The following is a 13,682-nucleotide window of genomic DNA, read 5'->3' as shown; positions in this document are numbered from 1 at the left end:
GGCGGCTCTCCTTTGGGTTTCAGCGCAGATGGTCGCGCCAGCCGGGCTCTTCCATCATGGGACGGAAGAACTTGATGTAAGGGCCCTTGATGAGGTGGGCCATGACCCCGTCGTCGTGGATCTTCCGGATCCGGTGGTTGACCAGCACCTTGGCGAAACCGAGCTTGGCCAGCTCGGGCGAATCCCACTCGGTGTGTACCAGGTACTCGGGCGGGGTGGGCCGGGCCTCGGGAGTGGCAAAGGCCGGCCTGGGGTTGTCCGGCGGGTTGGCGCCGAGCGTCATCAGAGCCTGGGCCATGGACTCGGGGTCCAGCATCAAACTGCCGAGGGCGCAGACGCCCATCTGCTTGAGCACCATGTAGCCCAGGAACCCCGTGGAGTCCGAGAGGGCCTCCAGGGTCTCCACCACGCCCTTCTCGAAGGCAGCCTCCGTCCCGGGCTTGACGGTGTGGGGAGCCAGCGTGACGCAGCGCCCAGGGGTGGCGAAGCGCACGAAATCCTTGCCCTGCTGGAGGTCCTGGGCGAGCTTCGTGATCTCGCCCATGGAGCGGACCTGGGGGATCCTCGCCTTGACGACCCGGTACACGGGCTCCCACGGTCCCTCGACCACGGTGGGCAGGCACGCCGTGCAGAGCTCGAAGACCCGCTTGAACTGGCGGCTGTGGAAGTCGTCGTGGTCCTGCCACGTCTTCCACATGGTGTACTGGTAATTCCCGATGGGGTTGAGCTCCTTGTCCATGTCGACCCTGGCCCCGCCGTAGCGGCCGGCGATGGACATGGCGCCGGTCTGCACGTTGGCCTGGAAGCCGAGGAAACCGGGGTGGCTGGCCGTGGTGATGCACACCTTGGGCCCCACCTCGCGCATCAGCCGGAAACTCTCTTCGTTGTTGAGCACCCGCGAGATGTTCAGGGCCAGATAGATGGGGCTGTCGGGCTCGTCCGGCGCCTGCGGGGCCGCCATGCCCCGCCCGCTCACACCCATCATCGTCGCACCGCCGGCCGCCATCGCAGTCATCTTGAGAAATTTCCTGCGCTCCAGGTCGCTGCTCTTGTGTGTCATCCGACTCTCCTCCCTCCAGGGGTAAACCCACACGACCGGCCCCGGCGGGACCGGCACCACCCTGCACGCGGTTGCGGCGGGCCATGACGAGCCGCACCGCCGGGGGATGCCCCGCACACCGCGCGGACCGTTCGAAGGCTCGTGGGGCCAAGGCTATAGGGACACCCGCCGCGAGGCAATCGCGACGCGCCGCTTCGGCCTGCGGGGCTAGACTTCGGGAAATCGGTCAGAATCGTTTCCCGAGGTGCCCGGGAGCGCAGGCCCGCGCGCAGGCGCTCTCGAGGAAGACCGGAGAGTACCCATGTCCCATTCTCCCCCCGAGGTGCAGGCGCCCGTCCCGCCACCCCGCCCCAGCGCGGTCCCCCATCGGCACGGGCGGCGCTGGCTCGCGCGGCTGTTCCCCTTTCTCGCCTGGCGTGATCGGATCGACGCCGGAACCCTGCGCTCCGACCTGGCGGCCGGCCTCACCGGCGCCGTCGTCGTGCTCCCCCAGGGGGTCGCCCTCGCCACCATTGCCGGCATGCCCCCGGAGTACGGGCTCTACGCCGGGATGGTGCCGGCCATCGTGGCGGCGCTCTGGGGCTCGTCCTGGCACCTGGTGTCCGGGCCGACCACGACAGCCTCGCTCGTCGTCTTCTCCAGCCTGAGCGGCCTCGCCGAGCCGGGCAGCGCCGACTACGTCCGCCTCGCGCTCACGCTGACCCTCCTGGTGGGGGCGATCGAGCTGGCCATGGGCCTCGCACGGCTGGGGGCGCTCACCAACTTCATTTCACACCCGGTGGTGCTGGGCTTCACCGCGGGTGCGGCGCTCCTCATCGCCGCCCAACAGGCCGGAACCTTCTTCGGGGTCGACGTGCCCCGGGGCCTGCCGGTCCACGGGGTGCTGGGGACGCTCCTGTCGCGAGCGCGGGAGGTGAATCCCTTCGTAACCGCGGTCGCCGTCCTGACCCTCGTGAGCGGTCTCCTCGCACGCCACTGGTGGCGACGCGTTTCCCACCTCGTGGTCGCCATGCTCGCGGGCAGTCTCTCGGCCCTGCTGCTGAACGCCGTCTTCGGCCCGGCGCACACCGGCATCGGGACCCTCAGCGCCCTGCCAAGCGGCCTGCCGCCGCTCTCGCTTCCGGACCTCTCCCTCGAGACCATCCGGGCGCTCGCGCCGGCCGCGCTCGCGACCACCCTGTTCGCCCTCACGGAGGCCGTTTCCATCGCCCGCGCACTCGCCTTGCGCACGCACCAGCACATCGACGGCAGCCAGGAGTTCATCGGCCAGGGGCTCTCGAACCTCGCCGGCAGCCTCTTCTCCGGCTACGTCGCCACCGGTTCCTTCAATCGCAGCGCCGTCAACTTCGAGGCCGGCGCGCGCACCCCCCTGGCGGCCGTGTTCGCGGGGGTCTCTCTGGTGGTCGTACTCTGGGCCGTCGCCCCGCTCGGCACCTACCTTCCCCACGCGGCGATGGCCGGCCTGCTCTTCCTCGTGGCCTGGGGCCTTCTCGACTTCCACCACATCCGCCGGGTCGTGCGGACCAGCCGCCAGGAGACGGCGGTGATGGGGGTCACGTTCGGGGCGACCCTGGTGCTGGACCTCGAGTTCGCGATCCTCGCCGGCGTGCTGCTTTCCCTGGTGCTGTACCTTAGCCGGACCTCCCGCCCCACCATCCTGCCCCGGGTCCCGGACCCGCGCAGCCCCGACCGGCACTTCGTGACCGACCCGTCGCTGCCCGAGTGCCCGCAACTGGGGATCGTCCGGCTCGACGGCTCGATCTTCTTCGGAGCGGTCAGCCACGTGGCCGAGACGTTCCGCCGCATCGAGGCGGACCCGCCCTCCTGCAAGCACCTGGCGGTCGTCGCCACCGGCATCAACTTCGTCGACGTCGCGGGCGCCGAGTTCCTGTCCGCGGAGGCCGAGCGCCGCAGGGCCCGGGGGGGCGGCCTGTACCTGATCCGCCCCAAGCCCGGCGTCCGGGACCTCCTCGCGCGTGGCGGCTACCTGGAGGAGATCGGGAGCGGGAACCTCTTCGGAGGCAAGACCGAAGCGATCGCGAGCATCGTGCCGAGGCTGGACCCCGAGGTCTGCCGCCGCTGCCGGGTGCGGATCTTCCGCGAGTGCGCGCAACGCCCCGGGGTCAGGGCTTGCGGGAGGGGACCCGGACGATGTCCCCGTCCAGCACGAAACGGCCATGGCCCTGGTGGTGCAGGGTCTTCTCGCCCCGCAACCGGGGCTCGACCCAGGCCTGCAGGACCTCCAGGACGAACAGGCAGAAGGCGTTCACCAGCCGGGTCTCGATGACCCGGCACTCCAGGTTCGCGATGCAGGCGGGAAGGAGCGGCGCCGCGACCCGGCGGGCGGGCTTCGTGTCGAGGCCGAAGCGCGCGAATTTGTCCACGTCACGACCCGAGCAGTTGCCGATGTCCACGACGGTGCGTGCGAGCCCGGCCGGCGGGATGGCGATGACGCACTCCCCGGTCTTGCGCAGGGGGACGAAGGACTCGTTCGCGTCGCTGACGATGCAGGCCAACTGCGGCGGCTCGAAGTCCACCATCATATGCCAGGACATGGCCATGACGTTGGCCCGGTCCCGGTGGCGGGTGGTCAGCAGCACCACGGGCCCCGGCTCGATGAGTTGGTAGACGCGATTCAGCGGCAGCGTGCGCATCACGTGAGACCCTCCCTCGCAGTGTTCCAGACCTCGTGCCAGCCCGGCGAGAGGGCCGCCGCCCGCTCCATCGCGAGCACCAGGCTCGCTTCGCGGGCAGTGCCCCGGCCGGCGATGTCGAATGCGGTCCCGTGGTCCACCGAAACCCGCACCACGGGCAGGCCGACGGTGATGTTGACGCCCTCCTCCCCGTAAACGGCCTTGAAGGGCGCGTGGCCCTGGTCGTGGTAGCAGCAGATGACGACGTTCCACTTGCCGCGCACCGCCTGGGGGACCACCACGTCCCCCGGCAGCGGGCCGGTGACGGGGACGCCCCGCGCCCGGGCCGCCTCGATGGCGGGGGCGAGAATGTCCGCCTCTTCGTCCCCGAAGAGCCGGTTCTCGCCCGCGTGCGGGTTGAGCCCCGCCACCGCAATCGGCTCCCCGGGTCTCCCCAGCGCCCGGCAGAAGGCCGCCGCGAGGTCGATCACGGAGGTGGTCCGCGCCCGGGTGATCAGCTCGATGGCGCGGCGCATCGGCAGGTGGGTGGTGAGGTGGAAGAAGTACAGGTCGCCGGCCGAGAGCACCAGGGAGTACTCCTCGACCCCGAACCGTTCGGCCAGGAGCTCGGTGTGACCCGGGTAGTCATGCCCCGCCGCGTGCAGTGCGGCCTTGTTGAGCGGCGCGGTGACGATGCCGTCCACCGCACCGGCCCTGGCGAGGTCGCACGCGGCCACGACGAAACGGTACGCGCCCGCACCCGCGTCCGGGTGGATTTCGCCGGGCGGGACGTGCGCCAGCGAGGGCCCGGTCTGGATCACCTCGAGGGTCGCCGGGTCGTTCCTCGCCTCCGACGGCTCCCGGATCACCCGGACCGCACCCGGCTCGAGGCCCGCGACCCGCGCCCCTGAGCGCAGGGCCGCTTCGTCGCCGATGACGACGGGCACGCAACGCTCGCGAAGGCGCGGGTGGCGAAGGAGCGCCCTGGCGGTGATCTCGGGGCCGATCCCCGCGACGTCGCCGAGCGTGACGGCGAGCACTGGCTTGGACATGTCGACTCCTTGCGCTCCCCCGGAGCTCGAAGCTTGCACTGCGGCTCCGGTCTGCGCCAAGCGTATAGTGAAACCTCGTTCCCCGTCGGGCCGCGAAGGCATCGGGCTCGAGCGCACCGGCGGCGCCGCGGGCGGAACTGCAAGGAGGGTCCACCATGCACATCGTCATCTCTGGGGGTACGGGCCTCATCGGCGGCGCGCTGAGCCGCTCGCTGCTGGAGGGCGGTCACCGGGTCACGTGGTTGGGGCGGGACCCGGCCCGGGCCAAGCCCCTGCCCGGCGTCGAGGTCCGGCGCTGGGACGCCCGCTCTGCCGAGGGGTGGGTGGACCTGCTGGAGGGCGCCGACGCCTTCGTGAATCTCGCGGGGGAGAACCTGGCCGGCACCGGCCCCCTGCCCGCACGCTGGACGCAAGAGCGCAGACAGCGCATCCGGGACAGCCGGATCCTCGCCGGGGGCGCGGTGGTGGAGGCGTTTCGCGCGGCGCGCAAGCGACCCTCGGTGCTGGTGCAGGCATCGGGCGTGGGCTTCTACGGATCCCTGGACGAGACGGTGGCGAACGAGCAGACGCCGGCCGGCAGTGACTTCCTCGCCCGCCTCGCGGTCGACTGGGAGGCGTCCACGGCGCCGGTGGAAGCGCTCGGTGTGCGGCGCGCGATTGCCCGGACCGGGGTGGTGCTGACCATGGCGGGCGGGGCCCTGCCGCGGCTCGTACTCCCCTATCGGCTGTTCGCGGGCGGGCCCCTCGGCAGCGGGCAGCAGTGGGTGCCCTGGATCCACCTCGCCGACGAGGTCGCGGCCATCCGTTTCCTCATCGAGAGCCCGCAGGCGCGCGGGCCCTTCAACCTGACCGCCCCGGGCGCGGTGACCAACGCCGAGATGGGGCGGACCGTGGGGCGGATCCTGGGTCGCCCGTCCTGGGTGCCTGCGCCGGCGTTCGCCCTGCGGGCCCTGCTGGGAGAGGTCGCCGACCTCGTCCTCAGCGGACAGCGCGCCGAGCCCAGCCGGCTTCTTGAGGCGGGTTTCCGGTTCCGTTTCCCCGACCTCGAGACAGCCCTGAAGGACCTGCTCGGGGGCTGAGGAAAGGCCGCCCGCTCGAATCGCGCACAGTTTCCGCAGCGGCCGCTAAAGGAGTCCCGATTCCGGCCGACGGATCCGTGGACGGCGTGCCGGGAGGACGGCCCTGGGGCCGACCGCGGACGCCCGGATGAGAGGGCGGCAGAGATGATGGAGCGGCGCTTGGAGCAACGACACCCACTGCGCGTCGGTGTCCGGGTGCGTGACCGGTCGGGCCGGGTTTTCTTCTCTCCGACGCGGGACATCAGCCGCAGCGGTGCGTTCATCGAGACGGGCCGGGTGGACCTGTCCTGCGAAGGGGTGCTCTGGGTGGACCTCCCGGACCCCGACGCGGAAGGCGGGTGGAACGACGTCGCGGCGCTCGTGGTTCACCACCACCCGGACGGGGTCGGGGTGATGTTCAGCCACCCCTACGCCGCGCTTGAACGGCTCTCGGCGCTCCACCGACAGCCCCAGGCAGCATGAACGGCGCGCGGCGCTTCTACGGCGCCGCGCGCCCCCCTCTCCTCGACTCGGTGGACTCACGGTCCTGGCGGTCGGTCCCTCGACGCCCCGGGGGACTGCCTCCGTCTAAGGCGCCGACTTCGGCCTACCGGGCACGCGGCGGCCGCTCCTCGGTGCCGAGAGCCGGTGCTCGGCCAGGTAACGGTCCCACAGCCACTGGATCAGTTGCTCGGTCGGCCGGCGCTCCGCCGGCGCCCGGTTGGGCTTCGAGCGGGCGACCCTCCGCACCGACCGGTGCCCGGGGTCTTCAAGTGGGTCGTCCGTCATCGTTCCTCTCATCCGGGGCTCGAGGGACTCACTGGAGTCCTCTACAGCAAGACCCAGGCCAAGTCAGGTAACCCGTTGAGCCGTTTGACACCCCCCAGCCGGCAGGCGTCGCGGACTGTAAAGAACGCTCGACGGGTCCGAGAACGGGGTCGCAAACGGGCAGGGGCCGGGAGAGGTGAGCGCGGGGGGCGGCCCCGCGGTGCGCTCCCCGGGCCCGCCCCCAGCAGGGGCTCAGAGGACGTAGCCGCGCTCGTCGTGCTCGGAGAGGTCGAGGCCCAGCGCCTCCGATTCCTCGTCCACGCGGAGCCCCATGACGAGGTCGATCCCCTTCAGGATGACGTAGCTGGCGACCGCCGTGTACGCCGCGGTGAGCAGGACCCCCTGGACCTGAGCCCAGACCTGCCCGGCCAGGGTCATCCCCTCGGCCAGCCCCTTGCCCCCGAACGCCGCGTCGGCGAACACCCCGGTCAGCACGGCCCCGACAATGCCACCCACCGCGTGAACCCCGAAGGCATCGAGCGCGTCGTCGTAGCCGAGCGCCCTCTTCATCCGGGTCGCGCTGAGGAAGCACACGACGCCCGAGACCACGCCGATGGCCATCGCGCCCATCGGGCCGGCCGTGCCGGAGGCCGGGGTGATCGCCACCAGACCCGCCACGGCACCCGATGCGATCCCGAGGACGCTCGGCTTTCCGTGGGACACCCACTCCGCGAACATCCAGGCCAGGGCCGCCGCGGCGGTCGCCAACTGCGTCACCGCCATCGCCATCCCCGCGCTACCGTCCGCCGCCACCGCGCTGCCCGCATTGAAGCCGAACCAGCCAACCCACAGCATGCCCGCGCCCACCACGGTCAGGGTCAGGTTGTGCGGGGGCATGGCGGTCGTCGGGTAGCCGCGGCGCCTTCCGAGCACGAGCGCCGCCACCAGGGCCGCGACGCCCGCGTTGATGTGCACGACCGTGCCGCCGGCAAAGTCCAGCACACCGAGGTCCCACATCAACCCGCCATCGCCACCCCACACCATGTGAGCGATCGGTGCGTAGACGACGACCGACCAGATCCCCATGAACCAGAGCATCGCCGAAAACTTCATGCGCTCGGCGAAGGCCCCGACGATGAGGGCCGGCGTGATGATGGCGAAGGTCATCTGGAAGACCATGAACACCGTTTCCGGAATGGCGAGCGTGACGCTGTCCCGCGTGACGCCCCCGAGGAAGGCCTTCTCGAGCGAGCCGACGAAGGAGTGAAGGTTCACGACCCCCTTCTCCATACCCGAGTTGCCAAACGCCAGGGTGTAGCCCACCAGGGCCCAGATCACCGTCATCAGCGAGGTGATCGCGAAGCACTGCATCAGAACCGAGAGCACGTTCTTGGACCGAACCATTCCCGCGTAGAAGAGCGAGAGTCCCGGGATGGTCATGAACAGCACCAGCGCCGTCGCCGTGAGCATCCACGCGGTGTCTCCGGAGTCGACGGCAGGCGCCGCGGCCTCCGCCGCCAGCGCGGCCCCCTGCCCCACCACCAGCGCGGCGAGCGACGCCAGCGCCGCCGTACCCGTCCGGACTGCACCTCTCATCGATGGAGCTCTCATCACCGTCATCCCTACTCAGATCGCCTCAGGGCCGGTCTCGCCGGTCCGGATCCGGACCACCTGGTCCAGCGTGGAAACGAAGATCTTGCCGTCACCGATCTTTCCGGTGCGCGCGGCATTCGTGATCGTCTCGATCACGAGCTCGACCATGTCGGCCTTCACGGCCACCTCCAGCTTGACCTTGGGCAGGAAGTCGACCACGTACTCCGCGCCGCGGTAGAGCTCCGTGTGCCCCTTCTGCCGGCCGAAACCCTTGACCTCGGTGGCTGTGATCCCCTGGACGCCGACGCCGGAAAGGGCCTCGCGGACGTCGTCGAGCTTGAACGGCTTGATGATGGCGGTGATGAGCTTCATGGACGGCGATCTCCTCTCGTGAGTGAGCCGGCGGGACGCAGCCAGCGGGCCGCGCAAACCCCGAGCTCGGTGAAATTGTTCGCCGTGACGTGGTCCGGACGGTCGCTATCCGGATAGGTGTACGCGGTGACCCCCGCCTTCCAGGAAACGTCGGCGACCGAGCCCGCGAAACCGGCGTAGAGATCGAGCTCCGCGCCCTTCTCGTCGTAGTACTCCACGTTGGACGCCCAGGTGCCGACGTAGAGCCCGCTCTCGTGCCGGTAGTCGATCCCGCCCTGGATCGCGGGTCCGTCGGAGGTCTGCGTGACCCCGCGCCAGACGTTGTTGCTGGTGACCCCGACGTTCATGCTGACCTCGGCCTGCGCGCCCTGCGCAAGGGCCAGCCCCACGGCCACGGCCACGATACGTCTGTCCACGTGTTTCATGCCCTTTCCCTCCCGATGGGGTCGAGATGTGTCCCGGGTTACGCCGCGTGCTCGAGGCGCCTTGCGAAGGCGACCGCTCGCGGCTCGCGGGGAGGGCCTCTACAAGGTCCGTGCCAAACCCTCTGGATGGGCGGAACCACGCGGCGCGGCGGGCACGGCGCCGGGCGCCGGCGACCTCGGGGACCCCGTTCGGGCCCGCGCTCCGCACCAGGGGAGCACCGGGCGGGGGCCGGGTGCTCCATCCTGGTGCGCGCAGGCGGGCGACCCCCCGCCCGACCTTGCGGAGGGCAGGAAGTCGGGGCTACCGTAGCCGGGCCTTTGCCGCTCAGGGAGGGACCCCGTGAGCCTCGCCATCGTCAGGACGCGCGCCCAGGTCGGCGTGGAAGCACCCCCGGTGACCGTGGAGGTGCACCTCACCAACGGGCTGCCCGGCCTCGCCATCGTCGGCCTGCCCGAGGCGGCGGTCCGGGAGAGCAAGGACCGCGTGCGCAGCGCGCTGCTCAATGCCCAGTACGAGTATCCGCTGCGGCGCGTCACCATCAATCTCGCCCCCGCCGACCTCCCCAAGGAGGGCGGACGGTTCGACCTGCCCATCGCGCTCGGCATCCTCGCCGCCTCCGGACAGGTCCCCGCCGCAGCCCTGGCCGGGTGCGAGCTCATCGGAGAGCTCGCCCTCTCGGGTGAGCTGCGGCCGGTGCGGGGCGTGCTTCCGGCCGCGCTGCAGACCCGCCGCGCCGGGCACAGCCTCGTCGTCCCCCGGGCCAACGCGGCCGAGGCCAGCCTGGCCGAGGGCGCCGTCGTCCACGGGGCCAGTCACATCCTGGAGGTGTGCGCCCACCTGAACGGCTCGGCGCGACTGCCTCCGGCCCGGCACGCGCCACGCCCCGAGCGGCCGGCCCCCGGGGGCGACCTCGCCGACGTCCTGGGTCAGTTCCACGCGAAGCGGGCGCTCGAGGTCACCGCGGCCGGACACCATCACCTCCTTTTCGTAGGGCCCCCAGGCACCGGCAAGACCATGCTGGCCACCCGCCTGCCGGGGATCCTCCCGCCGATGACCGAGGAAGAGGCCATGGAGTCGGCCGCGATCCAGTCGGTCAGCGCGCGCGGGTTCGACCCGGACCTCTGGGGCGCGAGGCCCTTCCGGGCCCCTCACCACACCGCCTCCGGCGTGGCCCTGGTCGGCGGCGGCAACATCCCCCGGCCGGGCGAGGTCTCCCTCGCCCACCACGGCGTGCTGTTCCTGGACGAGCTGCCCGAGTTCGACCGCCGGGTCCTCGAGGTGCTCCGCGAGCCCCTCGAGTCGGGCTCCATCGTGATCTCCCGCTCCGCCCACCAGGCGGAGTTCCCGGCGCGCTTCCAGCTCGTCGCCGCCATGAACCCCTGCCGGGGGGCGGGACTCGACGCGGGCGAAGAGGACTGCCCACCCGCCGAGGCCCGCCGCTACCTCTCCAGGCTGTCCGCACCGCTCGTGGACCGTTTCGACCTCCAGGTGGAGGTGCCCCGGGTACCCCGGGACCACCTGTTCGCCGGCGCGGGCCCGCCCCCGGAGACCAGCCGCGAGGTCCGGGCGCGGGTCATGGCAGCACGGGAACGCCAGCTCGCCCGGGCCGGAAGACCGAACGGCACCCTCAGCGTGCCGGAGGTCGCCCGCGACTGCGCCCTCGCAGCCCCCGAGCGGCGCTTGCTGGAGACGGCGGTCGAGCGCATGGGCCTCTCCGCGCGCGCCTGGCACCGGGTCATGAAGGTCGCGCGCACGGTCGCGGACCTGGCGGGCGCGACCCGCATCGAGGCCCCGCACCTGGCCGAGGCCCTCGGCTACCGCTCGCTCGACCGCCGCCTTGCAGGGGGCACCCGATTCGGGTGAAATGCGGTCATGCGCAAGAACCCGAGCCCCTACCGGATCGAGGTGAACGCCGAGACCTCCTACGTCGAGGAACAGTCCTCGCCGGAAGAGTCCCGCTACGTCTTCGCCTATACGATTACGATCCGCAACACCGGCTCGGTCCCGGCCAAGCTGCTCGGCCGGCACTGGTACATCACCAATGCCGACGGAAACGTGCAGGAGGTCGTTGGCGACGGCGTGGTCGGAGAGCAACCCCACCTGGAGCCGGGAGAGGGCTTCCGCTACACGAGCGCGGCGATGATCGCCACCCCCGTGGGCACCATGCACGGCAGCTACCGGATGCTGGCGGACGACGGGGTTCGGTTCGACGCGGAGATCCAGGCCTTCCGGCTCTCGGTCCCCGTCGTCTTCCACTGACCGCCGGGGCGCTGGGCGCCGGTGGCCACCTACGCGGTCGGCGATCCCCAGGGCTGCTTCGAGCCCCTCCAGCGGTTGCTGGAAGAGGTCGCTTTCGACCCCTCGCGTGACCGTCTGTGGTGCGTCGGCGACCTCGTCAACCGGGGTCCGGCCTCCCTGGAGGTCCTGCGCCTCTTCCACTCCCTGGGGGACCGCGCCGTCTGCGTGCTCGGTAACCACGACCTCCATCTGCTCGCGGTCGCCGCCGACGTGGGCGAGACCCTGCGTGCCCGGGACACCCTCGACGACGTCCTCGGCGCCCCCGACCGGGAATCCCTCCTCACGTGGCTCCGGCACCGGCCCCTCGCCCACCACGACGATTCGCTCGGCTTCACCCTGGTGCACGCGGGGCTCCCCCCCCAGTGGGACGTCAGCGAGGCCCTGGCCAGGGCCGCCGAGGTGGAGCGCGTGCTGCGGGGGCCGGAGCACCGGTCCTACTTCGCCGCCATGTACGGCGACACGCCCCGGCGCTGGTCCGAGGACCTCGAGGGCTGGGAGAGGCTGAGGTTCCTCACCAACTGCTTCACCCGTATCCGTTACGTCGGGCGCGACGGAGGGCTGGAGCTGAAGTCGAAGGGACCGCCGGGCACGCAGGCGAAGGGGCTCGTGGCCTGGTTCGAGGTGCCGGACCGGCGCAGCGCGGGGACCCGAATCGTCTTCGGCCACTGGTCGACGCTGCAACTGCACGCCCGCGTGCCGCCTCGCCACCGGGTCTACCCGCTGGACAGCGGCTGCGTGTGGGGCGGCGCCCTGACGGCCCTGCGCCTGGACGACGAGCGCACCTTCAGCGTCCCCTGCCCCCAGGGCGGCGCCGGTTAGCGGACCGGCACCGGCCTCGCCCTCTCCAGCACCTCGAAGCGGTAGGGATAGGGGTTGCGCTCGTCGGGCGCGAACTGCCGGCGCTCGACCTCCCGCCATTCCTCGGGATTCCAGGCCGGGAAACGGGCGTCACCCGCGAAATCAGCCTCGATCCGGGTCAGGTACATCCGACCGGCCCGGGGCAGGCAGTGGGCGTAGACCGAGGCACCGCCGATGACCATCAACTCCGGCGCCGCCCCGGCCGCGGCGATGCCGGCTTCGACCGAATGCACCACGGTGCACCCCTCGGCCTGGAACCCCGGGTCACGGGTGATCACGATGTTGTGACGCCCGGGCAGGGGCCGGCCGATGGACTCGAACGTCCCCCGCCCCATCAGCACCGGCTTCCCGAGGGTGATCCGCTTGAAGTGCGCGAGGTCCGCGGGCAGGTGCCAGGGCAGGCGGCCGTCCACGCCGATGACGAGGTTGCGGTCCATCGCGGCGACGAGCGACAGGAGCATCGCCTACACCGCCACGGGTGCGGGGATGTGCGGGTGCGGGTCGTACTCCTGCAGCTCGAAGTCCTCGAAACGGAAGGCGAAGATGTCCCGCACCTCGGGCGCGAGGCGCATGCGCGCAAGCGCGCGCGGCTCCCGGGAGAGTTGCAGGTCCGCCTGCTGCAGGTGGTTGGAGTAGAGGTGCGCGTCGCCCAGCGTGTGCACGAATTCCCCGGCCCTCAGGCCCGTCACCTGGGCGACCATCTGGGTGAGGAGGGCGTAGGAGGCGATGTTGAAGGGCACACCCAGGAAGACGTCGGCGCTGCGCTGGTAGAGCTGGCAGGACAGACGGCCATCGGCCACGTAGAACTGGAACAACAGGTGGCAGGGCGGGAGGGCCATCCGCGGCAGGTCGGCCACGTTCCAGGCCGAGACGATGAGCCGCCGGGAGTCGGGGTCGCGGCGGATGCGCTCGATGACCTCCGCGATCTGGTCCACGTGTCCGCCGTCGCAGGTGGGCCAGGAGCGCCACTGGAAGCCGTAGATCGGCCCGAGCTCCCCGCCCTCCCCCGCCCACTCGTCCCAGATGGTCACGCGGTTCTCGCGCAGATAGCGTACGTTGGTCTCGCCGCGCAGGAACCACAGGAGCTCGTGGATGATCGAGCGCAGGTGCAGACGCTTCGTCGTGAGGAGCGGGAAGCCCGCCTCGAGGTCGAAGCGCATCTGCCAGCCGAAGGTGCTGAGCGTCCCCGTGCCGGTCCGGTCGGATTTGGGCACCCCGTGTTCCCTCACGTGGCGCAGCAGTTCAAGATAGGGTTTCATGAGCGTGAACCGTCGGACCGCAACCGCAAACACCATACGGCCCGTGCCGGGCCGCGGGGTACCCGTATGAAGACCGGACTCCTGCTCAAAGCGTCCATCTGGCTCATGGTAATCGGCGCCGTCGCCCTGGTCACGCCGAAGCCTGCCTGGCCCGCGTGGGCCGCTTGGGTCGCGCTCATCGGGGGCGCCGTCCTCATCCCCGTGGGCATGGTCTACCGGGGCCGCCACGCCCCGCAAGAAAAGGGCTCCCGCGCCGCCAGGAAGAGAGGTTAGCCGGGAGCAGACACAGCCGAGGAGACCGACCA

Annotated in this window: 15 protein-coding genes and 1 pseudogene; 7 read left to right on the top strand and 9 right to left on the bottom strand. The window is 71.1% G+C overall.

Annotated features, from left to right (window positions below; translation table 11 throughout):
- Nucleotides 1-19: 19 nt before the first annotated feature.
- On the bottom strand, nucleotides 20-961 hold the full coding sequence (locus tag KA217_06375; protein MBP7712078.1) for a sulfur oxygenase reductase family protein: 942 nt from the start codon (nucleotides 959-961) through the stop codon (nucleotides 20-22).
- Between the two features lie 400 nt (nucleotides 962-1,361).
- Between KA217_06375 and KA217_06370 the strand changes: the two are divergent.
- Nucleotides 1,362-3,173, top strand: a pseudogene (locus KA217_06370) (SulP family inorganic anion transporter).
- Between the two features lie 10 nt (nucleotides 3,174-3,183).
- Here KA217_06370 and KA217_06365 read toward each other — a convergent pair.
- Nucleotides 3,184-3,714, bottom strand: coding sequence for a flavin reductase family protein (locus KA217_06365; protein MBP7712077.1), 531 nt, complete (start codon nucleotides 3,712-3,714; stop codon nucleotides 3,184-3,186).
- Complete coding sequence (pdxA, locus tag KA217_06360; protein MBP7712076.1) at nucleotides 3,714-4,745, bottom strand: 4-hydroxythreonine-4-phosphate dehydrogenase PdxA; 1,032 nt, start codon at nucleotides 4,743-4,745, stop codon at nucleotides 3,714-3,716. The genes KA217_06365 and pdxA overlap by 1 nt, the downstream gene beginning before the upstream one ends.
- A gap of 155 nt (nucleotides 4,746-4,900) precedes the next feature.
- Here pdxA and KA217_06355 point away from each other — a divergent pair, with 155 nt between their 5' ends.
- Nucleotides 4,901-5,824, top strand: a complete 924-nt coding sequence (locus tag KA217_06355; GenBank protein ID MBP7712075.1) for a TIGR01777 family oxidoreductase — start codon at nucleotides 4,901-4,903, stop codon at nucleotides 5,822-5,824.
- Nucleotides 5,825-5,983: 159 nt separating this feature from the next.
- Nucleotides 5,984-6,286: a PilZ domain-containing protein gene (locus KA217_06350; GenBank protein ID MBP7712074.1), complete on the top strand. Its 303-nt coding sequence runs from the start codon at nucleotides 5,984-5,986 to the stop codon at nucleotides 6,284-6,286.
- A 105-nt stretch (nucleotides 6,287-6,391) separates the two neighbouring features.
- On the opposite strand, the gene KA217_06345 is transcribed toward KA217_06350, so the two are convergent.
- The 4 genes from KA217_06345 to KA217_06330 all read right to left on the bottom strand — a co-directional run bounded on the left by KA217_06345 (nucleotide 6,392) and on the right by KA217_06330 (nucleotide 8,961).
- Entirely contained in the window at nucleotides 6,392-6,592 is a 201-nt protein-coding gene (locus KA217_06345; GenBank protein ID MBP7712073.1) for a hypothetical protein, read from the bottom strand.
- Between the two features lie 231 nt (nucleotides 6,593-6,823).
- Nucleotides 6,824-8,167 carry an ammonium transporter gene (locus KA217_06340; protein ID MBP7712072.1) on the bottom strand — a complete coding sequence of 448 codons (1,344 nt, stop codon included), beginning with the start codon at nucleotides 8,165-8,167 and terminating at the stop codon, nucleotides 6,824-6,826.
- A 30-nt stretch (nucleotides 8,168-8,197) separates the two neighbouring features.
- Nucleotides 8,198-8,536, bottom strand: coding sequence for a P-II family nitrogen regulator (locus KA217_06335; GenBank protein ID MBP7712071.1), 339 nt, complete (start codon nucleotides 8,534-8,536; stop codon nucleotides 8,198-8,200).
- Nucleotides 8,533-8,961 carry a TorF family putative porin gene (locus KA217_06330; protein ID MBP7712070.1) on the bottom strand — a complete coding sequence of 143 codons (429 nt, stop codon included), beginning with the start codon at nucleotides 8,959-8,961 and terminating at the stop codon, nucleotides 8,533-8,535. The genes KA217_06335 and KA217_06330 overlap by 4 nt, the downstream gene beginning before the upstream one ends.
- Before the next feature lie 340 nt (nucleotides 8,962-9,301).
- On the opposite strand from KA217_06330, the gene KA217_06325 reads away from it, so the two are divergent.
- The 3 genes from KA217_06325 to KA217_06315 are packed head-to-tail and all read left to right on the top strand — an operon-like array spanning nucleotide 9,302 to nucleotide 12,079.
- A complete protein-coding gene (locus KA217_06325) occupies nucleotides 9,302-10,825 on the top strand; it encodes a YifB family Mg chelatase-like AAA ATPase (GenBank protein ID MBP7712069.1) in 1,524 nt (507 codons plus the stop codon).
- A 9-nt stretch (nucleotides 10,826-10,834) separates the two neighbouring features.
- Complete coding sequence (gene apaG / locus KA217_06320) at nucleotides 10,835-11,221, top strand: Co2+/Mg2+ efflux protein ApaG (GenBank protein MBP7712068.1); 387 nt, start codon at nucleotides 10,835-10,837, stop codon at nucleotides 11,219-11,221.
- 21 nt (nucleotides 11,222-11,242) lie between these two features.
- Complete coding sequence (locus tag KA217_06315; GenBank protein MBP7712067.1) at nucleotides 11,243-12,079, top strand: symmetrical bis(5'-nucleosyl)-tetraphosphatase; 837 nt, start codon at nucleotides 11,243-11,245, stop codon at nucleotides 12,077-12,079.
- Here the strand turns inward: KA217_06315 and folA are convergent.
- Together folA and KA217_06305 are read right to left on the bottom strand one after the other, a co-directional pair.
- Nucleotides 12,076-12,579, bottom strand: coding sequence for a type 3 dihydrofolate reductase (folA, locus tag KA217_06310; protein ID MBP7712066.1), 504 nt, complete (start codon nucleotides 12,577-12,579; stop codon nucleotides 12,076-12,078). The two genes, KA217_06315 and folA, sit on opposite strands and share 4 nt — an antisense overlap.
- Before the next feature lie 3 nt (nucleotides 12,580-12,582).
- Complete coding sequence (locus KA217_06305; GenBank protein ID MBP7712065.1) at nucleotides 12,583-13,377, bottom strand: thymidylate synthase; 795 nt, start codon at nucleotides 13,375-13,377, stop codon at nucleotides 12,583-12,585.
- Between the two features lie 66 nt (nucleotides 13,378-13,443).
- On the opposite strand from KA217_06305, the gene KA217_06300 reads away from it, so the two are divergent.
- On the top strand, nucleotides 13,444-13,650 hold the full coding sequence (locus tag KA217_06300) for a hypothetical protein (GenBank protein MBP7712064.1): 207 nt from the start codon (nucleotides 13,444-13,446) through the stop codon (nucleotides 13,648-13,650).
- Nucleotides 13,651-13,682 lie beyond the last annotated feature (32 nt).

Source organism: Gammaproteobacteria bacterium (assembly GCA_017999615.1).
Taxonomy (GTDB): Bacteria; Pseudomonadota; Gammaproteobacteria; order JAABTG01; family JAABTG01; genus JAGNLM01.
This window is presented reverse-complemented; position numbering and strand designations above follow the sequence as displayed.